28 protein-coding genes and 2 pseudogenes are annotated in these 19,697 nt (G+C 33.8%); 24 read left to right on the top strand and 6 right to left on the bottom strand.

The window, feature by feature from the left end:
* The first annotated feature begins 138 nt into the window (after positions 1-138).
* Positions 139-840 (top strand): nucleotidyltransferase domain-containing protein, encoded by a 702-nt coding sequence (locus tag IQI_RS15325; protein ID WP_082892748.1) that lies wholly within the window; start codon positions 139-141, stop codon positions 838-840.
* A 96-nt stretch (positions 841-936) separates the two neighbouring features.
* Here the strand turns inward: IQI_RS15325 and IQI_RS15320 are convergent, their stop codons facing one another.
* On the bottom strand, positions 937-1,644 hold the full coding sequence (locus IQI_RS15320; protein WP_064093499.1) for a pseudouridine synthase: 708 nt from the start codon (positions 1,642-1,644) through the stop codon (positions 937-939).
* A gap of 157 nt (positions 1,645-1,801) precedes the next feature.
* On the opposite strand from IQI_RS15320, the pseudogene IQI_RS15315 reads away from it, so the two are divergent.
* Positions 1,802-2,406, top strand: a pseudogene (locus tag IQI_RS15315) (GNAT family N-acetyltransferase).
* Complete coding sequence (locus IQI_RS15310) at positions 2,390-3,070, top strand: serine hydrolase (RefSeq protein WP_064093498.1); 681 nt, start codon at positions 2,390-2,392, stop codon at positions 3,068-3,070. Before IQI_RS15315 ends, IQI_RS15310 begins: the two are co-directional and overlap by 17 nt.
* Positions 3,071-3,108: 38 nt before the next feature.
* Here the strand turns inward: IQI_RS15310 and IQI_RS15305 are convergent, their stop codons facing one another.
* Positions 3,109-3,297, bottom strand: coding sequence for a hypothetical protein (locus IQI_RS15305; RefSeq protein WP_064093497.1), 189 nt, complete (start codon positions 3,295-3,297; stop codon positions 3,109-3,111).
* Positions 3,298-3,611: 314 nt separating this feature from the next.
* On the opposite strand from IQI_RS15305, the gene IQI_RS15300 reads away from it, so the two are divergent.
* From IQI_RS15300 to IQI_RS15270, 7 genes are all read left to right on the top strand, one after another.
* Positions 3,612-4,484 (top strand): ABC transporter ATP-binding protein, encoded by an 873-nt coding sequence (locus IQI_RS15300; protein ID WP_064093496.1) that lies wholly within the window; start codon positions 3,612-3,614, stop codon positions 4,482-4,484.
* Positions 4,485-4,501: 17 nt separating this feature from the next.
* Complete coding sequence (locus IQI_RS15295; protein ID WP_064093495.1) at positions 4,502-5,293, top strand: ABC transporter permease subunit; 792 nt, start codon at positions 4,502-4,504, stop codon at positions 5,291-5,293.
* Between the two features lie 23 nt (positions 5,294-5,316).
* Positions 5,317-5,952 carry a TetR/AcrR family transcriptional regulator gene (locus IQI_RS15290; RefSeq protein WP_064093494.1) on the top strand — a complete coding sequence of 212 codons (636 nt, stop codon included), beginning with the start codon at positions 5,317-5,319 and terminating at the stop codon, positions 5,950-5,952.
* Between the two features lie 344 nt (positions 5,953-6,296).
* Positions 6,297-6,848 carry a GrpB family protein gene (locus tag IQI_RS15285; RefSeq protein ID WP_064093493.1) on the top strand — a complete coding sequence of 184 codons (552 nt, stop codon included), beginning with the start codon at positions 6,297-6,299 and terminating at the stop codon, positions 6,846-6,848.
* On the top strand, positions 6,845-7,396 hold the full coding sequence (locus IQI_RS15280) for a DUF1697 domain-containing protein (protein WP_064093492.1): 552 nt from the start codon (positions 6,845-6,847) through the stop codon (positions 7,394-7,396). Before IQI_RS15285 ends, IQI_RS15280 begins: the two co-directional genes overlap by 4 nt.
* 121 nt (positions 7,397-7,517) lie before the next feature.
* Positions 7,518-7,838 (top strand): ArsR/SmtB family transcription factor, encoded by a 321-nt coding sequence (locus IQI_RS15275; protein ID WP_064093491.1) that lies wholly within the window; start codon positions 7,518-7,520, stop codon positions 7,836-7,838.
* A gap of 94 nt (positions 7,839-7,932) precedes the next feature.
* Entirely contained in the window at positions 7,933-8,799 is an 867-nt protein-coding gene (locus IQI_RS15270) for a permease (RefSeq protein ID WP_064093905.1), read from the top strand.
* A gap of 215 nt (positions 8,800-9,014) precedes the next feature.
* Here IQI_RS15270 and IQI_RS15265 read toward each other — a convergent pair whose 3' ends face one another.
* Genes IQI_RS15265 through IQI_RS15255 form a run of 3 tightly spaced genes read right to left on the bottom strand, consistent with a single transcriptional unit; the run spans position 9,015 to position 10,185 of the window.
* Positions 9,015-9,407 (bottom strand): SRPBCC family protein, encoded by a 393-nt coding sequence (locus IQI_RS15265; RefSeq protein ID WP_064093490.1) that lies wholly within the window; start codon positions 9,405-9,407, stop codon positions 9,015-9,017.
* 21 nt (positions 9,408-9,428) lie between these two features.
* The gene (locus tag IQI_RS15260) at positions 9,429-9,875 is read right to left on the bottom strand and encodes an SRPBCC family protein (RefSeq protein ID WP_082892747.1); all 447 of its coding nucleotides are present in this window, start codon (positions 9,873-9,875) and stop codon (positions 9,429-9,431) included.
* Positions 9,859-10,185: an ArsR/SmtB family transcription factor gene (locus IQI_RS15255; protein WP_064093489.1), complete on the bottom strand. Its 327-nt coding sequence runs from the start codon at positions 10,183-10,185 to the stop codon at positions 9,859-9,861. Before IQI_RS15255 ends, IQI_RS15260 begins: the two co-directional genes overlap by 17 nt.
* A gap of 178 nt (positions 10,186-10,363) precedes the next feature.
* On the opposite strand from IQI_RS15255, the gene IQI_RS15250 reads away from it, so the two are divergent.
* The 9 genes and pseudogenes from IQI_RS15250 (at position 10,364) to IQI_RS15215 (ending at position 15,620) form a co-directional block, all read left to right on the top strand.
* Positions 10,364-10,780: a VOC family protein gene (locus tag IQI_RS15250; protein ID WP_064093488.1), complete on the top strand. Its 417-nt coding sequence runs from the start codon at positions 10,364-10,366 to the stop codon at positions 10,778-10,780.
* A gap of 71 nt (positions 10,781-10,851) precedes the next feature.
* Complete coding sequence (locus IQI_RS15245) at positions 10,852-11,319, top strand: NUDIX hydrolase (RefSeq protein WP_064093487.1); 468 nt, start codon at positions 10,852-10,854, stop codon at positions 11,317-11,319.
* Positions 11,312-12,016 carry an HAD family hydrolase gene (locus IQI_RS15240; RefSeq protein ID WP_082892746.1) on the top strand — a complete coding sequence of 235 codons (705 nt, stop codon included), beginning with the start codon at positions 11,312-11,314 and terminating at the stop codon, positions 12,014-12,016. Before IQI_RS15245 ends, IQI_RS15240 begins: the two co-directional genes overlap by 8 nt.
* A 408-nt stretch (positions 12,017-12,424) precedes the next feature.
* Positions 12,425-12,505, top strand: a pseudogene (locus tag IQI_RS21365) (hypothetical protein); the annotation flags it as partial.
* A 146-nt stretch (positions 12,506-12,651) separates the two neighbouring features.
* A complete protein-coding gene (locus IQI_RS15235) occupies positions 12,652-13,329 on the top strand; it encodes an HAD family hydrolase (protein ID WP_064093486.1) in 678 nt (225 codons plus the stop codon).
* A 32-nt stretch (positions 13,330-13,361) separates the two neighbouring features.
* Positions 13,362-14,135 carry an HAD-IIB family hydrolase gene (locus IQI_RS15230; protein WP_064093485.1) on the top strand — a complete coding sequence of 258 codons (774 nt, stop codon included), beginning with the start codon at positions 13,362-13,364 and terminating at the stop codon, positions 14,133-14,135.
* 150 nt (positions 14,136-14,285) lie between these two features.
* On the top strand, positions 14,286-14,744 hold the full coding sequence (locus IQI_RS15225; protein WP_064093484.1) for a GNAT family N-acetyltransferase: 459 nt from the start codon (positions 14,286-14,288) through the stop codon (positions 14,742-14,744).
* Between the two features lie 95 nt (positions 14,745-14,839).
* A complete protein-coding gene (locus IQI_RS15220; RefSeq protein ID WP_064093483.1) occupies positions 14,840-15,031 on the top strand; it encodes a hypothetical protein in 192 nt (63 codons plus the stop codon).
* 169 nt (positions 15,032-15,200) lie between these two features.
* Positions 15,201-15,620, top strand: coding sequence for a GNAT family N-acetyltransferase (locus tag IQI_RS15215; RefSeq protein ID WP_064093482.1), 420 nt, complete (start codon positions 15,201-15,203; stop codon positions 15,618-15,620).
* 33 nt (positions 15,621-15,653) lie between these two features.
* Here the strand turns inward: IQI_RS15215 and IQI_RS15210 are convergent, their stop codons facing one another.
* Entirely contained in the window at positions 15,654-16,994 is a 1,341-nt protein-coding gene (locus IQI_RS15210; protein ID WP_231893438.1) for a DUF2254 domain-containing protein, read from the bottom strand.
* Between the two features lie 235 nt (positions 16,995-17,229).
* On the opposite strand from IQI_RS15210, the gene IQI_RS15205 reads away from it, so the two are divergent.
* The 5 genes from IQI_RS15205 to IQI_RS21085 all read left to right on the top strand — a co-directional run bounded on the left by IQI_RS15205 (position 17,230) and on the right by IQI_RS21085 (position 19,596).
* A complete protein-coding gene (locus IQI_RS15205; RefSeq protein WP_064093480.1) occupies positions 17,230-17,658 on the top strand; it encodes a DoxX family protein in 429 nt (142 codons plus the stop codon).
* A 149-nt stretch (positions 17,659-17,807) separates the two neighbouring features.
* Positions 17,808-18,533 (top strand): hypothetical protein, encoded by a 726-nt coding sequence (locus IQI_RS15200; protein ID WP_064093479.1) that lies wholly within the window; start codon positions 17,808-17,810, stop codon positions 18,531-18,533.
* Positions 18,534-18,557: 24 nt separating this feature from the next.
* Positions 18,558-19,124, top strand: a complete 567-nt coding sequence (locus IQI_RS15195) for a GNAT family N-acetyltransferase (protein WP_064093478.1) — start codon at positions 18,558-18,560, stop codon at positions 19,122-19,124.
* Positions 19,124-19,282, top strand: coding sequence for a hypothetical protein (locus tag IQI_RS21090; RefSeq protein WP_231893437.1), 159 nt, complete (start codon positions 19,124-19,126; stop codon positions 19,280-19,282). Before IQI_RS15195 ends, IQI_RS21090 begins: the two co-directional genes overlap by 1 nt.
* Before the next feature lie 71 nt (positions 19,283-19,353).
* Positions 19,354-19,596 (top strand): GyrI-like domain-containing protein, encoded by a 243-nt coding sequence (locus IQI_RS21085; protein WP_231893436.1) that lies wholly within the window; start codon positions 19,354-19,356, stop codon positions 19,594-19,596.
* Positions 19,597-19,697: the final 101 nt, after the last annotated feature.

Below are 19,697 nucleotides of genomic sequence, written 5' to 3'. Positions count from 1 at the left end.
TTTAATTCTTACATATGTATACTTTTCTAATCATTTTAGCCAAAAATAACTGATAGAGAATTTAATTTAAAGAAAATATTGCTTTTCGGTTGAATTCTCGGTTAAAATAGCCGCTTTTTATTAAGGAGTGAGATAAACTTGCAAAACACACCCCACGAAGCTGCAGCCTGTTTTGTTACTGAGAGCTTTCCAAAATGCGAATTTGCTATATTAGCAGGAAGTGCATCCAGAGGAGAAGAAACCGATTCATCTGATCTGGACATCGTTGTGTTCCAAAATGAATCTGAAAGTTATCGTGAAAGTCTTTTTAAGTATGACTGGAGAATTGAGGTATTTGTTCATAATTACCAATCATACCTGGATGAGTTTGAACGAGAAAGAGAAAAAGGAAGACCAATTTTAGGAAATATGATTTCTGAAGGAAAAGTCATCAAGTACAGTCCTCAATATGATCAAATAAGAAAAAATGTAATTGTACACGTTTCAGCGGGTCCGACGCCTCTTACGAAGGAATATATTCTTGCCTCGAGGTATTTTATTGGTGACCTACTTGATGACTTCGTAGATTCAAAAAATTACGAAGAAGCATTAATCACTCTCAACAATCTATCATTGCAAGTGCCTGATTTTGTTCTCAGATTACATAATCAATGGTCAGGAAGAGGGAAAGGGTTAACGAGAGCTCTCCATTCTTATGACGAGAAAATGTATCGCGATTTTTTTTATTCACTTAATGATTTTTATAAGAATGGAAATAAAGATGTTTTTGTGGATTTTGTACATAAGATGTATGAGCCTGTTGGTGGATTGATTTTTGAAGGATATAGTTCAAAAGGATAATATGCAGTTGGCTTCTCTATCAAGCTTACCCAATAAAGAAATCAAAAAAAGAGTGTCACAAAAATGTGATACTCTTTTTCAAATTCAAACAAATTCCTACCATTCCCTAGGCTCATAATCCAACTCATTGAATAATTGATTACGTTCTTTCTTGGAAAGGTCTCTCCATTGGCCAACAGGTAGGTTTCCTAATTGAATGTTCATGATACGAGTTCGTTGAAGTCTGAAAACATCATACCCCAGCTCAATACACATTCGTCTGATTTGACGATTTAACCCTTGTGTTAAGGTGATTTGAAAATCATATTTAGAAAGCTGCTTTACTTCACAAGGAAGGGTTTTTGTATCTAAAATCTGAACGCCTTCTGACATTTTTTGGACGAATTCTGGTGTGATTGGTTTATCAACGGAAACAATGTATTCTTTTTCATGTTTATTTTCTGAACGGAGTATTTCATTTACGATATCTCCGTCATTTGTTAAAAGGATCAATCCATCTGAATCTTTATCAAGTCGTCCAATATTAAAAATTCTTAATGGATGATTAACTAAATCAATAATATTTCCTTTCACCTTTTTTTCCGTTGTGCACGTGATTCCGACTGGTTTATTCAAGGCAATATAAACATTATTTCGTGCAAGGCGGACAGGATTTCCACTGACCCGGACGTCATCTCCAGGCTCTACTTGGATACCAATCTTTGCAACTTTTCCGTTTACTGTTACACGACCTTCAGTTATGAGTTTATCTGCACCTCGCCTTGAGGTTTTTCCCGCTTCACTAATATATTTATTAATACGCATGTAAAACACACCCTTACGACAATAGTTGTAGATTTAAGGATACCCAACTCTACAATAGTTTTCAAGGAATAAAAGACATACAAGGGGGAAAATCAAAAAACTAAACTGAAAGGAAAAATATGTATGTTAAAATAACAATAAAATAAACTAAGGAGTTATCGGAATGAATTCACAAACCGGTTTAATTAATCAAAGTAATGGAAGTATCATGATTGATTGTGGGGAAATTTATTTACGAGAATTTAGAATAGATGACGTAGAGGATATATACAATAAGCCACCAACACATGGTTTCTAGATTTCTTCCAGATTGGAAGTCAACGAAGGAGCAACGATTAGATTGGGTGAGAAACTATGAAATACCAGCAAACAATGAATTTTTAAATACGGTACCAGGAAAGATACAGGAACAAACCTTAAAATTGGCAATCATTTTAAAAGAATCAAATAAATGTATTGGTTGGTGCTGTTCAGAAATAAAGGAAGAACTGACTCCTCCGAATCGTGAAGTTATGTATGCTTTTTCCGAACGATATGGCAATAGCTACAAAAGCTACAAAGGGGTTGATTACATATTTGTTTGAGAAAACGAATATGGATCATATTATCGCTCTTGCTCTTCCTCATAATTTCGCATCAAACAAAGTCATTGGAAAATGTGGGTTTTCTTTCGATTGTAAAATTGAATTAGATAAACAAATCTACAATCACTATATCCTATCAAAGAAAGAATGGAGTCAAATAAATGACAGATACTGTTGAGTTTTCAACTAGAATCAGATCCACCATCCCTGAAAATATTGAATTAGGACTTTTCATTTTTGATACTAAAACATGTGATGCAATAAAAATAAATGAAAATGAATATTTCCCTTTGGCTAGCATAGCTAAGTTCATCACATCTGTATTTTCACTAAATAGAAACGCCCCATTAGAGAGTGTTCAAAAATCGATTAGTCATCACGATTCGGAATCTTATCAGAAATTAAATACTATTATTTCTGATAAAGAAATAAATGATAGATTACATGAATTAAATTTAGATGTAATGGTACATAAAGAAAATCAAGATAAAATTCACAATATAGGAACTCCTGAAGGGGTTGCTACGTTTCTTAAATACTTAATAGATGAAGAACTTTTAAATCACGAAAATACTAAAAATATTTTAGAAGCATTGCGTACACAAAAGGACCCGGATGGCTTTCGATTTCAAGGTCAGTGGTTGCATATGACAGGTGGTCTTGAAGGAGTGTGTAATGATGTAGGGTATTTAATAATAGAAGATAGACCAATAATAATCGCTGGATTTATCAAAACAACTCATGTGCAAGTAAGTTGGAGCCATTTAGAAGCAGGGTTAAGGAAAATTGGTGAAATAATCAACGATCGGTATACACTAAACCATCAGGAAACTCATAAATAAAGCCCTACAATATTGTAGGGCTTTAATCAGAGGTCTAATTAATTTCCTCTTCGCTCACTTATCCACCAATCGATATGATCTAAGTTAAAGACAATTAAGTTCTTCATTGGTCTCAGATGAGGGATTTGTTTTTTTTCTAGTAAAAGAATAATTTCCTCTTCCTGTAATGGATAATCTACGGATCGAAGGTAAACCATTAAACTTTTTATTCCATTGATTTTTCTCATCTAATCACCTCCCACCAAAATTTCCTTTATGGAAATTCAGAAATAGAAATCTTAGCAAGAGGTACTAGACGATAGTAGATTACTATTCTATACCCTTACTTCTAAAAAGTATTCCTTTTATATGAATATACCATTATACGTATAGGAAGTCTCACATTATAATTGGAAATTAAAAATGTCCATACTCGATGTGTTCTAATTCATAAAAGAAGTCATATGATAAACAAAAAACAAATTGACTAATGAGTCAACAAAGAATAAAATAAAATTGACTAGTGAGTCAATTTTATTTTTCATTTTGGAGGAGGAAAGGTATGAAAGCCATAGAGATGAGTAACTTGACAAAGTATTATAAAAAAAATCGTGGGATTGAAAATATTTCATTTTCAATCGATGAAGGAGAAATTTTTGGCTTTATAGGTCCAAATGGAGCAGGGAAAAGCACAACCATTCGCACCCTTTTAAACTTCATTTATCCTACAGAAGGAAGTGCTGAGATATTTGGGAAAAATATTGTGACTCACTCAAAAGAAATACGCCAGTTAGTTGGCTACCTTCCTTCTGAAGTCAATTATTATGATGATATGAAGGCAATAGATTTATTAATGTATTCAGCCAAATTTCATCAGTACGCAAACAAGAAACGTATGTTTGATCTAGCTGAAAAATTACAATTAGATATGAACAAGAAAATAGAGGATTTATCATTTGGTAATCGAAAGAAAGTTGGAATTATTCAAGCCTTATTACACGAGCCGAAGTTATTAATATTAGATGAGCCCACAGGTGGTCTAGATCCTCTAATGCAAAATGTATTTTTTGAATTAATAAAAGTGGAACGAGAAAAAGGAGCTACCATTTTCTTTTCCTCACACATATTAAGTGAAGTTCAAAAAATGTGTGACAGAGTAGCGATTATTAAAGAAGGAAAACTTGTAACAGTTGAGAGAGTCGAGACGTTAACGAAGAATAATTTAAAGAAAATAAGTATTTCGGCACATTCAGGTGTGGATATTCCTTTATCTTTAGAAGGGATAGTCAATCAGGAAAGGACCCTTCATGGAGTGAAATTTTTATATAACGGTGATATGAAGCTCCTTTTAAATCATTTATCAACAATCGAAATCCAGGATTTATTAATTGAAGAACCGTCTTTAGAAGAAGTGTTTATGCATTATTACGAATAGGAAGGAGAGAAAAATAAATGATATTTAAACGAGAATTCACTAAAAATGCCAAGTCCTTAATCATATGGAGTATCATATTAGGTGGAATAATATTAATGACTCTTAGCATATATCCTCAATTTACACAGGATCAAGAAACCCTGAACAATTTATTAAGTGCTTATCCTGATTCTTTTAAAGAAGCGTTTGGAATGGATCGATTGGATATTGGTACACTATTAGGGTTTTATGGAATGGAAATTCATTTTATGACTACATTAATAGGTAGTATTTATGCTGTGATGTTGGCTTCAAATATGATGGCAAAAGAGGAAAATGAAAAGACGATAGAATTTCTTTTATCAAAGCCGCTGAGTAGATCGCGTATTGTAATGGAAAAGTTATTTGCAGTAATGACAAACATCTGCCTATTGAATCTCTTCATTGTAATCATTTGCCTTATTGGGTTTCAATTTGCAGATGAAGATGTTTCAATGAAAACCTTTAGTGTTTTAATTTTTGCAACAACCCTTTTGCATATTACTTTTGCTTCGATAGCTTTTCTATTATCATCAGTTATGAAGAAAACAAGAACGATTACATCTATTTCATTAGGACTTGTTCTAATATCTTATTTCTTTAGTGTGGTAGCTGGAATTTCAGAAGGACTTGAAGGAGTAAAATATATTAGTTTTTTTAAGTATGTCGATGCTGCAGATCTCATATCGGAGAATGCTATTCAACCGGTGTATTTGGTTATTATGCTAGGGATAACTGCTTTAAGTATTTGCCTCACCTTCTGGTTATATAGAAGAAAAGATATTGCGTAAAATAGAAAACGGAGGTAAGCACATTGTACTCTGCTTTTGAAAGATTACCTGAAGAAAAGAAGCAGCACATTATTACAGTATGTATTGAAGAATTTAGTAAAACAGGATATGAAAAAACGTCTACGGATACCATAGCCAATGCTGCTGGAATTTCAAAGGGAATACTGTTTCATTATTTTAAGAATAAGAAGAATCTTTTTCTATATATGATTGATTATTGTCGAAGGCTGCTTGGGGACAAAATTATGGAAGAAGTACAAAAAGTAAAGGAAGAGGATTTTTTTCATCGAATTAAAGAAGTAGTTTTAAAGAAACAAAAGATTCAGTTAACATACCAAACTGAAACGGAATTAGTGACAAATGCATTACTTCATCCACCTATTGGTTTGGAAGATGACGTTAAATCATTACTCCAAAAAAACGTCGACCAATATAGTGACCCTTTTCTAGGGAAAATGATCGATGATAGCTTATTGCAAAATTATGCCTCTCCTGAAAAAGTAATGAATTTAACTCTCATAGCACTTGAAAACGTAACAAAAAAGTACTTACATTTATATCAAACTCAACAGCTTACGTTTACTGAAATGCAAGAAAAAGTCCTGCCTGAAATTGATGATTACATTAGTATGATAAAATATGGATGTCTAAAAGCTTAGATACAATCAATCGCTGAATTAAAAAATACTGGTTTTTAAACGTGAAAGTACCTATATATTCTTTTTTGGAAATTCTCACTTAGAAAGGTGATTAGAGCGGAAGGTGCTCGACCTCTGCGGGACCCACAGGGCAAAGGCCGAGGAGTCTCAACTCATGCCCGCGGAAAGCGAGCGCCTGGAGCAGAAATCAACATTACTTACTTGCTTTTTCAAATGCAACAAAGTTTACGAAAAGATTCTTAATAAAAGCTCTTCAGTTTTCCTGAGGAGTTTTTATTATATGAAGAAGGAAATAGCAGCTCCAAAAGTGAAAATATAAAGAGAAGAAAAACGGAGGAGATGAAGTGAAAAAAGAAGAACTTGGAAGATTATATCCTATCACAATCTATCCTTACAATGAAAAATGGCCTTTTCTGTTTGAAAATGAAAAACAAGAAATCCTATCTATTCTTGGATCTGACATAGCTTTAAGAATTGAACATATAGGAAGTACAGCAGTACCAGGATTATCTGCAAAGCCTACAGTTGATTTATTAGTTGAGATTCCAGAGGGAGAAGAAGTGGATAACTTCATCTTAAAAGAGATGACCAAACACAATTATATTCATATGAAGGAACAGAAAAAGCATTCCATGTTTGTAAAAGGGTACACTCCCACAGGTTTAGAGGAGGAGTCTTTTCATATACATATGGCACCAAGTAACCAAGATTTTTTATGGGATCGCTTGTATTTTAGAGATTATTTGAGAGAGCATGTATCGATAGCAAAGAAATATGAACATCTAAAGGTACATTTATCGAAAATGTACAAGAATAATCGAGAAGAGTATACCGAAAAAAAGACAGACTTTGTTTTAAAAATCACACAAATTGCAAAGAACGGAGTGAAAGATTGAGTGCCTATATTGCATTTTTAAGAGGAATTAACGTTGGTGGGAATAATAAACTTAAAATGTCTGAGCTGAGAGCGATGCTTGAAAAGATTGGATTTAAACACCCTAAAACATATATACAGAGTGGGAATGCTTTGTTTCAATCAAATGAGAATGAAGAAATAGTGTGTAGGAGGATTGAAAAGGAGATAGAGAGTGAATTTGGTTTAAGGATACCAGTTGTTGTTAGAAGTCTCAGTGAAATGGAACAATTAGTGAAAGCGTGCCCTTTCTCTGAAAAAGAAATTAAAGAAGCGGGAAAAACAGCAGCTGGAGAAAGTTTATATGTCGCTTTAAAGAATAAGAAGCTTTCCTCTTTAGAGATTGATGGACTCCATGGAGTAAAGAAGGAAGGAGAGAAATTAGGAATAGTTGGTAGAGAGGTTTACCTATTATTTAGCCAAAGTATTCGGAATTCTAAACTCTCAAATCAACTGCAAAAAATAGAAGATCCCGTGACGATCCGGAATTGGAAGACCATTTCTAAACTGGTGGATATGGGTAGGGATTAAAAGAGTCTGCAACTCGGGAAAATACATTATATCAAATTTATTTGATTTAATGTTGACATTTCTGAAAAACCAGAATATAGTAATATTAAATCAAAAAAAATTGATGTAAGGAGTTCTGACCATGAAAAATGAAATCCCCTTAACTGATATCTCCCTTGATAGTGCCTTTAAAAAATATGAACAAAAATTTAAAGCATTAGCTGATCATAAACGACTTCACATCCTCCACCAAATCACTGAGCATGGAGAAGTTTGCGTGTGTGATCTATCTGAAAAACTAGAAATTCCTCAGTCTAAACTTTCATACCATTTAAAGATTTTAGTAAATGCACAATTGATCAAAAAAGACACGAGGGGAACGTGGAGCTATTACACCTTGAATCATATTGAAATGAATTATATACTATCTGAAGAGCTTTGTTGTCTATTTAGGCGTGAATAATTTTTGTGCAATTAATCAAAAAAAATTGATTTATTTTTTGTGTTCGATTAATCAAAAAAAGTTGATTTATAAAATCTAGGAGGGGAAAAAATTGATCAATATTTTAAATGACTTCATCAGTATTGCATTAGAGTTAACGGTATTATTTGTCTTGGTGTCTTTTATGATTAATATCATCCAAGGTTTTATTCCATATAGAAAAATCGAGTCGATTATGAATAAAAGCCACCCAATAATTAGTGCTATTATTGCTGTTTTATTTGCATTTGTAACACCTTTTTGTTCATGTTCCACCATTCCTATCGTGGTCAACCTATTACGAAATCATGTGCGCTTCTCGATTGTGATGATCTTCTTATTTGCTTCACCGGTACTGGATATTACCATTATGTCTTTAATGACTTATGTACTTGGATGGAAAGTATCACTTGTCTATATTATTATCACCACAATCTTATCTATCATCATTGGATTCACGTTAAGTGCACTTGGGTTTCAAAAATCACTAAGAAATGTCATACTGGAAAATTTCTCATACCCAGAGTCAAAGGGAAATTTTAATATTAATAGAACTTTAAAGGAAACCATGTCCCTCATGAAAACTGTCTATCCATTTCTAATTATGGGAGCAGGAATCGGAGCTATTATTCATGGAACAATACCAACCCAATGGATTTCCACCTTTCTTGGAGGAGAGAATATATGGCTTGTGCCATTAGCCGCCATTATTGGAATACCATTATATATTCGCTTATCAACCATGATTCCCATTTCACAAATTCTCATCGCAAAAGGCATGGCTCTTGGACCAGTAATGGCATTGATGATTGCTTCAGCTGGAGCGAGTCTCCCAGAAGTCACCTTGCTCCATAGCATTTTTAAGAAAAAATTAGTGTTCGCCTTTGTAGGATCCGTTCTATTGATGTCAACACTGTCTGGTTTCTTATTTTATTTAATATAAAAAGGAGGTGAGTAGAATGAATTGGCTGAAAAAATTGTTTGGTGAGAAAAAAGAAAAGGATTGCTGTGCTGTGAAAATCGTTGAAATGAAGGAAGAGAAGTGAGGTAGAATTGGTCTTTTTGGAAGATGAATTGATTCTTTCTATTGTTGGATCGATTATAGTATATTCCTACTCAGATACTAAAAAGGGCTGACAATTTCGCCAGCCCTTTACATTACTCACTTATATATTTCTTTAAAGGTTCAAAATAGTTTTCAGTCCAACCGTTTTTTAAATGCTCTGCTTGTCCATCAGGAAATCCTACATGATCAAACACTAGGAGAGTTTCATCTCCTTCTTTTTTAAACTCAAATTTCACAAGGGAGTAAACACCTGCTTCCCAATTACCTGCACGCCATGCCTGAACGATTCTTTCATTTGAAACTAACTCAATCATCCGTCCTTCAATCATTCCACCGAAGCAAGAAAATGTACCGCCTTCTTCTTTTGAAATATCAGTGGGAGCTCCACCGGTCATATCACTAAATTGATTAGAATTCGTTAGTACTCCGTATAGTTGTTCGGGGCTTGCATTAAATGTAATTTCTTCATGAATGGCAATAGTCATTTTTTATATCCTCCAAATTCATTATTTTTTAATAGACCAAGGGTCAATTCCAATTTTGATTCCTTCTCCTAAAAGCTTGATGCGTTCCATATAATGAGTCCAGCCATTATTATTTGAAGGGACTTTATCAATTGGAATGTCATAGTGGTTTAACTGTAAAAGGGTTCCATTTTCCATAGGAGTAAGAATAAACTCCACTGAGCTCGAACCAGGAGGCATAATTTCTGATCCTTCCCACCCCCAAGTCATTACAACCTTTTTATTTTGTATGATTTCTTTATATTGACCTAGGGCAATGTTTTCATCATTAATGTTTATTCGATATTTGCCCCCGATCTTAGGTTCTAGTAAAATCTGCTTCCCCATCCATCGAATCATTTTATCGGGATCAATAAAGTAAGAAAAAAGTGTTTCAGGGCTGCATTCAATAAATATTTCTTTTCTAAGAGTTTCAGTCATTTGACTCATGTTTTCTCCTTTCTTCCTTTTCAGCAGCTTCTTTTAAACGAAGCAAGCTGTCTTCCCAGAATTGATCAATGAATTGTCTTAAGTCAGAAAAACCTTCCCTTCTAATTCGATAATAGCGTTTTGTTCCTTCCTTTCGGACAACAACAAGGCCTGATTGTTCTAAAACCTTTAAATGCTGGGATATTGCAGGGGCTGAGAGTTCAAACTGAGATGCTATTTCAGTAGAAGTAAGCTCCTTATCACGTAAAATTTCTAATATGCGTCTACGAGTAGGTACAGATATGGAATGAATAGCTTGTTGAATCATCATGACATTAATTTAGCATACACTTAATTAAGTGTCAACTTAATTAACGATTTCATGCATTTATCGTGTGGATAATTGAAGCAATTATATTTATGGAGAAAGTATGGATTTGGAATTAAAAAGGAAATTCAATACTTACTGAAGAATAAGTTAATAAACCGAATAAATGGAGTTGAGTTCAATGAGTGAAACATTATTAAGAGTTGGGACTACCTATTTACCAGTAACAAATGTAGAACTTTCATCCGAATGGTATGTAAGCAAACTTGGGGCAGAGTTAAATTATAAGGATGATGATAAAGCCATACTTAACATTGCCAATCAAAGTATATTTCTAGTTAAATCGAAAGAAAATCAAAGCGCTAACTTCTATGATGCTTACGGTGAAGAACGTTTTACATTAACCTTTGAAGTGAATGGATCAAGTGCTTTGGAAGCGATTCATCAAGAATTCAGAGAGAAGAAAATGAAAGTTGGTGAAATTGAAGACAGGGGTCATGCTGGTAGGAACTTTGTTTTTTGCGATTTGGATGGGAATAAATTTGATGTATGGAGTGAATTAAGTCCTGAATTTAAAGAGAAATATAATATCTCCTAGTGAGAAGCAAAGAGGAAGAATTTTGGATTGTTTTAAAGGAAGGAAGTTCTCTGATTAGAAGGAGCAATCATATGGATTATGTAAAGGAGTTAAGAGCACTAGTCGGTTCCAGACCATTAATATTAGCTGGTTCAGTTGTTTTAATAGTAAATGAAAAAAATGAATTACTTTTACAACATAGAAAAGATGGAGGGTGGGGCCTGCCTGGTGGCTTAATGGAACTGGGTGAAAGTTTAGAGGATACTGCTAGACGAGAAGTGAAAGAAGAGACAGGTCTTGAGATTGGTCAACTGAAATTACTAGGTATACATTCTGGAGAGAAATATTATTTTAAAATAGCCAATGGAGATGAAATATATTCTGTAACCGCAGTCTATTTAACAAGAGAAGCGAAGGGAACAGTTGAAATAGATACTAAGGAGTCTTTTAATCTTGCATACTTACAGCTTGAGAACTTACCTGATGGATTGACGGAAGAATACCGGAGTTACATAGAACCTTATTTAAATGATTTACTAATGGGTGAGATAAATGAGTAATCACAGCTTATTATTATTTGATTTAGACGATACTTTACTTTGCTCACCTTGGTTTGAAGAAGGGCTCAAACATACTTTGAAATCTCATCCTCTTACGAAAATCCTGGATGCACCATTATTTCTCGAGAAGAAATTACACGTTCCTACTTGTTTAATAGAACAGTTTAAAAGGAGGGATATTACTCCAAAAAATTTCAGAAGAGAGAGATGGAAGCATGCTTTTGCTAATTTTCAATTGTTTCCAGGTGTAGATGTTATTGATGAGATAGATGACCTATTTTTAAAAACAGGTATGTCTTTTATAAGAGAAAATCCAGCTATTACACGATTATTACATGATGTTAGTAATCACTATCAAGTAGGCATCATCACCAATGCTTTGTATGATGCAAGACTAAAAATTTCACGTATGGGATTATCGAACATTTTTCCCAGTGAAATTATTTTTCAAGCAGAAGAATTAGGTTACAGAAAACCAGACCCGGAAATCTATCACGTTGCCTTAGAACATTTTAATAAAAAACCATGTGAGACAATCTTTATAGGTGATTCTTGGATTCATGATGTAGTAGGACCGATAGATGTTGGAATGGAGGCCATATGGGTGAACCGGAAAGGTGTTTCTCAACCAACTTCTCATATTCCGTTAGGCGTTGTGTCTGAAATAGGGGAGATACGAGAGATTTTGCTAAGATAATTAATTTGGTTAATATTGTAAAACGGATTGATTTATTCTTCTTTTGGATCAATTTTTAATGAATTCGGCTCGATTTATGAAGAATCTGGCTTGATTTTGTAGTAAGTCGGATCGATTACTCCTTATTTTAGCTCGTTAGTTCAAAAGTGACTAATCCTGAAGAAGAAGGTAACATGAATATTCATTATAGAATGACTGAATTTCGTAAAATGAATGATTTATTCACTCTAGTTGCATGTTTAGCTAACTACTAGTTTTATGCCTAATAAGGAAGATTTTCAGCGAGCAATGAACAAAGTACTCCTTGATTCAATTGTTGATATTTTTATTGCTGAAAAAGGGCAAAAACTTGTAGGATACATTTTAGCCTTTCACCATCCTGCATTCTAAGCCAATGGAGATGTTACTTGGGTAGAAGAATTATTTGTATTGGATGGGTATAGAGGGCAAGGAATCGGTAAAGGATTGATGGCAATAATAGAAAGTTAATCACAAGAACGTGGGGCTAATCTGGTTGCTTTAGCAACGAGAAGAGCTCATGACTTTTATAAAGCAATAGGATATGAAGAATCCACTACCTATTTTAAAAAGACTTTTAAACTCAAAACTACATACTAGGTAGGTGAAAAATACTTATGGTGAAGGCCGTAATATTTGATTTAGACGGTACGTTATTAAATAGAAATGAATCTGTAAAGTTATTTATTGATGGACAATATGATCGATTTCATTGTCACCTTGGGCATATTAGAAAAGAAAAATTCACAACAAGATTTATAGAATTGGATAGTCGTGGGTATGTGTGGAAAGATAAAGTATATCAACAATTAGTTTCTGAGTTTCATTTGGAATTGATTACTTGGGAAGAACTACTTCAGGACTATATCTCAGAATTCAAACAAAGTTGTGTGGCATTTTCTAATCTGATAAAAATGTTAGAAGAATTAAAGAGGGACGGACTTCTACTTGGAATGATCACAAATGGGTTTGGGCAATTTCAAATGGATAATATCAGGGCTTTAGAAATCGCAACCTATTTTGATGAAATCTTGATATCTGAATGGGAGGGGATGAAAAAACCGGATCCTAGAATTTTTTATAGAGCAGTAGAGAAGCTTAATGTATCTCCAAAAGATTGTATATTTGTAGGTGATCACCCGGAAAATGATGTGAAAGCTGCTCAAAACGTTGGAATGAAGGGCATTTGGAAGCGTGATCTCTATTGGAACGAGGATAACGCAGCAGATTATGTGGTGGATGATTTATTGGAAATTCCTTTGATTTTACGCAATTCCCCATTGATTCCTTCATAATTAAAGAATAAAGAGTTCAGAGGAGAATCGTTATGCATTTTGTGTTTGATCTAGATGGTACGATTTGTTTCAAAGGAAAACCCTTATCTACAAAAATGGTAGATTGTCTTTTGGAACTGATTAAAAGTGGAAACGAAGTCATTTTTGCCTCAGCGAGACCTATACGTGACATGCTACCTGTGTTAGATAAACGTTTTCATGAATGTACGTTAATAGGGGGAAATGGTTCCCTAATTTATTGTAGAGGAAAGTTGATTTGTTCAACTCCATTTAATAATAATGAATTAGATGAGATATTATCTCTCATAGGTAAATATAATGGGACTTATTTAATTGATAGTGATTGGGACTATTCTTATACAGGACCTCAAAATCATCCAATTAAAAACAATCTTGACCCGGGGCAACTTGCGCAATCAAAGTCCATTACCGAACTTCAGACGATTGTTAAAGTTTTAATACTAACATCATTTGATTTTAAAGAATTGTCTAGGGAATTAAAGTCACTTGATGTGGTTGTTAATGAACATAAAAAAGAAAATGTTTTGGACATTAGTCCTAAGAATATTAACAAGTGGAGTGCCCTATCGAGTTTAGGGGTGAAAGAGCAAGAATTTATTGTATTTGGGAATGATTCAAATGATATACCAATGTTTGAAAAAGCAAAATACTCGGTTATGGTAGGTCGCCATGATAAACTTTCAATTTTGGCAACTGATAGCATAAGTCTTGAAGGAGATTATGAAGGTAAACTCGTAACAAAAATTAGAAAGCTTTCAAACATCTATAATACTACTAAAGTTTAAGGGAATTGGTTGCATATATGACATACTCCGATATTATCAAGTCCTTTATTTGTTGCGGTGATCACATATTTCCCAACTTCAAAGGATTTTCCACCTCACACCAAGAATAAGTCTATAAGAACTTTTGTAAATAAAGAAGGGGTGAATGTTATGCTGCTACGAAAAGCAGGAATCGATGATCATCGTTACCTTCACAAATGGCTTCAAAATCATGAAGATTGTATGAATACTACAAATAAACCCACTTTTGAATTTGAAGATTTTGCGGGATGGTTGAATGCAGATGACCAATGGTGTTACATACTTGAGAGTGAAGGGAAAGCCATTGGATATGGAGAAATATGGGTTGATGATGAAGAGAGAGATATAGAGTTTGCTCATTTAGTTATCAGTCCGACACATCGTCTACAAGGGTTTGGAAAAAAGCTTGTTACACTGCTTGAAGGTGAGGCTCAGAGGATTCATTATCCTTGGATATACATACGAGTGACTCCTGAAAATGAAATAGCTCAAAGGAGTTATCGTAACGCTGGTTTTAATGAAGATAGTAGCCTTCGAGATATTTTTGATGGAAAATGGATTTGGTTAAAGAAAGAAAATATTTGGTGATAAATTTCAATGTTTTAAATTGTTCAAGCATGCATTCATCTTCTCTGATACATGATATACTTGATAGATTCGTGAGCATTGAAAGGAGCAACCCTATGAGATACATCAAATCACAAATGAAGGAACTAATGAAAGACAACAGAGAATTACAAATACGATTAAAAGAAATAATGGACGAACTTGGGCTTGAAAGAAACTATGCCCTCAAGGCTTTGTACCACGCAGAGGTTGCTGAGGGCGGAAAGTATCAACAAGCTTATCAGGCACTTGATAAGCCTAAGGATTAGGCTAATTGAAAAGTTGGATGTAGAGTATTAAATCATGCGGTTTAGTACTCTTTTTTTATAAGCACTGTATAAGTCAAAAAAGATAAATATTTTTTTCTTTAAATAATGAATAGTATAGTAGAGTTTTTTAAAAAGTTTGTGTATTTTAAAACGAAGCGGAGGATTAGCCATGAACAATGTCATTCAAGCTCAAATAAATGATTTAGATCAAATTATGGATATTGATCATGACATAGTTTGCGATAATAGAAGAAAAGAATACATAACCAATGCTATAAAGGATGAACTGTGCTTAGTGGTAAAAGAAGGAAATTTGATTGTCGGATTTCTTCTTTACCATACTTACTTTTTTGATTGTGCATTTATTTCGTTAATCATCGTATCACCCACAAAAAGGAGAAAAGGTTACGCCAGCACACTATTAAATCATTTTGTCAGCATTTCACCTACAAAGAAAATTTTTTCTTCAACTAATCAATCTAATGAACCGATGAAAGAAGTATTTAACGTAAACGGATTCGTTAAAAGTGGAGTCGTTGAGAACTTAGATGAAGGAGATCCGGAAATTGTTTATTTTAAGTCAAAATAAAAATGACGTGTGGATTCCACACGTCATTTTTCATCAAGTATTTTCATTTGCATTGGGATAAAATTTCATTTCGATTTTTTCATAATCATGTAGATGGTTAGTTAATTTAGCTAGTTTTTGGACTTCATATAGAAGAAATGTTTTATCTAATTCGTAAATCACTTCTCGTTCTATGTGGTCAATGGTATTACAGGCGAACTCCCATAATGATTTATGTTTTGATTCATGAATGGATTCTGCTACTAGAGCTAAAGCTCGTACAATTTCCGTAATAATTAAATGGTTTCCTTTAGCATAATGACGAATGTAGCCGAATCCACGGTAAATATAATAATCAAATTCTTCAGATTGAAGAATGACCCGTACTTGTTTATCATGATCTATTAAATATGGAGTAAAGGTAATATAAGTAGCGACTGTTAACATAAGATCAGCCATTTGGTGTATCGTATTCGCAGCCGTTTTCGGATCATCATTTCCAACGGCTTTGATTGCTAACTCTGAAAGCTTGTGCATCCCCATTTGAAGATCCTGGATTTCTGTTTCCTTGTGACCAATTTCTATCATTTTATGATATTTTTCTGTGTGAATTTGACCTGTGTCCGGCCCCCAAAAGCTGAAAAGTCTATTGCCTACCAGGACAAAATCTCCTACCTTATAATGAAGCTTAATGATGACATTATCTCGCTTCGCTTCTTCTATCATGGTTTGATATTCTATTAATTGAACGTAACCTGATGCATTACACGCTACATGTTTAATGTTTTTCTTTTCTTCCTCCATTGTGTCCCCTTGTTCTTCGGAGCGATGAGTTTCTAAATCTTTTCTTAATGTTTGATAGATCATCGTTTCTGATATCTCTTTCATACTATATGTTATATTGTGAACTTGCATCCAAGTGGTGGCATGATTAATAAAGAAGATAAATGTGATAGCAGATAGAAATGCAAGGCCAATTGTAATCGTAGGTGTTGCAGCAAACATTTCTTTTTTAGAATTTCCAATAAACAAAAAGACGAGTAGAACATAAATAAAACTCCCATTAAAAATTCCTAGAGCGTGTTGAGTTTGTTTATCTGAAATGAAATTCAACAGCATTCTAGGTGAAAATTGCCCGCTAAATGTTGTCAGGACAACGAGTAATGAGTTGAGAGTGAAAGCACTAAGAGTAAGAATTCCACCGATAAGGGTACTAACGAGCAATCGGGTTATTTCAGCATCCATACTCAGAAACTCAAAAGTGTACTGGGACACTTCCACATATAAATCTAAAAACAAAGTTAATGCAACAAGAAGAATGGCTAGGCATATGTACATAAGTGGCATATACCAAATAGTTAACTGAATTTCATGCTTCCGTTGCCGTTTTGACATAAGCATGTATTTTCTTATGGATGAGGGAAGCATTTTTTTGAACATGTTGGGAATATTTCCTTTCTATGAATAGATATGGAATAGTTTTCCCTTTTCACACTGGTTCAAACTAGTTTCTGGTTAAAATTGAGACAATCAATTGAAAGAAGCAATCCTATTCATCACCAGTAATCTTCACAAAATGTGATCCGTTTCCAAAAAAGAATCGTTAGTCTTTGTGAGAGGAGTGATAAAGATGAATAAAAGAATGGAATGGGCATTCTTGATTGGCCGAGTAATATTAGGCGTCATTATGATGGCACATGGTTTTCAAAAGATTATTGGAATGGAACAAACCATTGCCATGTTTGACCAAATTGGGTTGCCTCCTGTATTTGCGTATGCTGCTTCAATTATTGAGGCTGTTGCAGGTTTAACTGTATTAATTGGATTCTATGTTGTACCATCCTCCATATTATTAGCACTAACCATGGCAGCTGCAATCGTTTTAGTTAAGTTTAAGATGGGTTTGATTGGAGGATATGAATTTCCTCTAGCTCTGTTAGGTCTTTCCGTCATGTTGTCCTTAACAGGCAGTAGAAAGTGGTCGTTAAGGGCTCTTATGAATGAACAGACGAAGGAAAGCGATGCTTCTAACACACAAATAAAATACAAAAAAGCTTGAGAACATAGAGTCTCAAGCTTTTTTGTATTTTGAATATTCTTTAAAACATTTGGTTTTTTATGGTAATATATTATTACTTGATAATTTTTTAGATGTAGTCTATACATTTATACTTTTAAGGTTACTAAAATTAAGGGGGAGCGTTAATAATGTCCCATTTATACGAGAAAGTAACGATGAATAAAGGTGATAACTATATCACAATTGAAGATACAAATTGTTTGACTTCAATTCAAACGTTGGACCTTGTCAATAAAATTATCAAGGACCCATCATTTCAAAACATACCTAATATCTCCATACTTTTAAACTTAAAGCTTTCTGAAGATGTTCATGATTATTTAAGTAAGAAAATGTTTGAATTGATTGATGAAAGAATAATATTCTATCACGATTTAAAGAACATAGATCAATCAAATTATGCTTTTACCTATAAATCATTACATAACATATCAAATGAAGAATTCATTAGTATATGGTCAAAATCCATGGAATATTCTTTAAATGCACCATCTTCACTATCAATGGAGGAGCTTATGAGAAGTGTACAACTTGAATTAGGTGAACACTTTAAAAACTCTTGCATGCTTGTTTATGAAAAAGGTTGTCCTATTGGAGTGACCATGCCTCATATTGAGCCTGGTAAAGTGGAAGAAGGAAGAATGTATTATTTTGGTCTGATCCCTAGTGAGCGTGGAATGGGGAAGAGTAAATGGGTTCATCGAGATACAATGTCATTGTTAAAGAACTTCTTTGAGGCGTCTTATTATATAGGTTCCACAAGCACTAACAATATTCCAATGCTTAAAACATTTAAGTCAAATGGTTGTATAGAGAAAGATCGTTTACGAGTGTATAAACTGTATGGTAGGTAAAGAGAAAGGAGACCTGTTCATTCAATGAATACACAAATGGAATCTGAAAGATTACTATTAAGGGAAATTAAGAATAATGATTGGAAAGAGATTCACCTATACGCATCCCAATCCATTGTTTGTCAATATCAACCATGGGGACCAAACACAGAAGAAGAAACAATTAACTTTGTTAAGCAGGTAATTGAAGATAGTAAACTTAACCCAAGAAGTAGATACATGTTTGCTCTAATAGAAAAAGAAAGTAATAGGCTCATTGGAGCTTGCGAAATCAACGTGCGAGATATTGAAAATCAAAGTGGTGAAATCGGGTACATTATTCATCCTGATTATTGGGGCAAAGGGTACGGGACAGAAGCTGCAAAAAAAGTCATTCAATTCGGTTTCACTACTTTACAACTTCATCGTTTATACGCAACATGTGACCCACAAAATCTTGGTTCTGCCAAGGTGTTAGAAAAAATTGGATTGATAAAAGAAGGTACACTTCGAGAAGTAATAATGCTTAAAGATGGTTGGCGAGATTCATGTATTTACAGCATTCTTAAAAAGGAATGGAATGAGATTTCACATAAAGGGGGTCAGAAATAATGTCATATAAATTTTTACAAGAAAAAAAGATTATAGCACTAGGAGAACTAAAGCTAGTCGGAATTCGTGTTCTATGTTCAGGGGGTCAGTACGCGAGTGAAATACAAAAAGCATCCCTACTTTTAAAAAGACGCGCTTCTGAAATTAAAAGTATATAAAATTCGAATCGGCAAGTGGGTGCCTTTTTGTAGAGGAATCATCTCAAGATGAGGATGGATAATGGATTACGATGGAAGTAGAAAGTTTTAATGATATACCAAGTGATATGGTATGCCTTACCATCCCTGCTCAAACATATGCAACGGCTAATTTTCAAGGCTCTAATGAACATATTCAAAATGCATATAAGGAATTACATAAATGGATGGAGATCCAAAATTTAAAGAGGTCACTAGATTCATGGCACCTTGAAATTTTTCATTCCTGGGAAGATGTTGAAAATATTGATGTTGAACTATTGGATACGATTTAGGTATGAAACAAGCTGGTGTAAATCATAAAATAGATATACTTTTCGGTGCTGCGCTGGACACACTCCACTCCCAACTTTTGAAGAAAAAAGGTACTCTCCAG

Origin of the sequence: Rossellomorea aquimaris TF-12 (assembly GCF_001648555.1) — a bacterium.
Lineage (GTDB): Bacteria > Bacillota > Bacilli > Bacillales > Bacillaceae_B > Rossellomorea > Rossellomorea aquimaris.
This window is presented reverse-complemented; position numbering and strand designations above follow the sequence as displayed.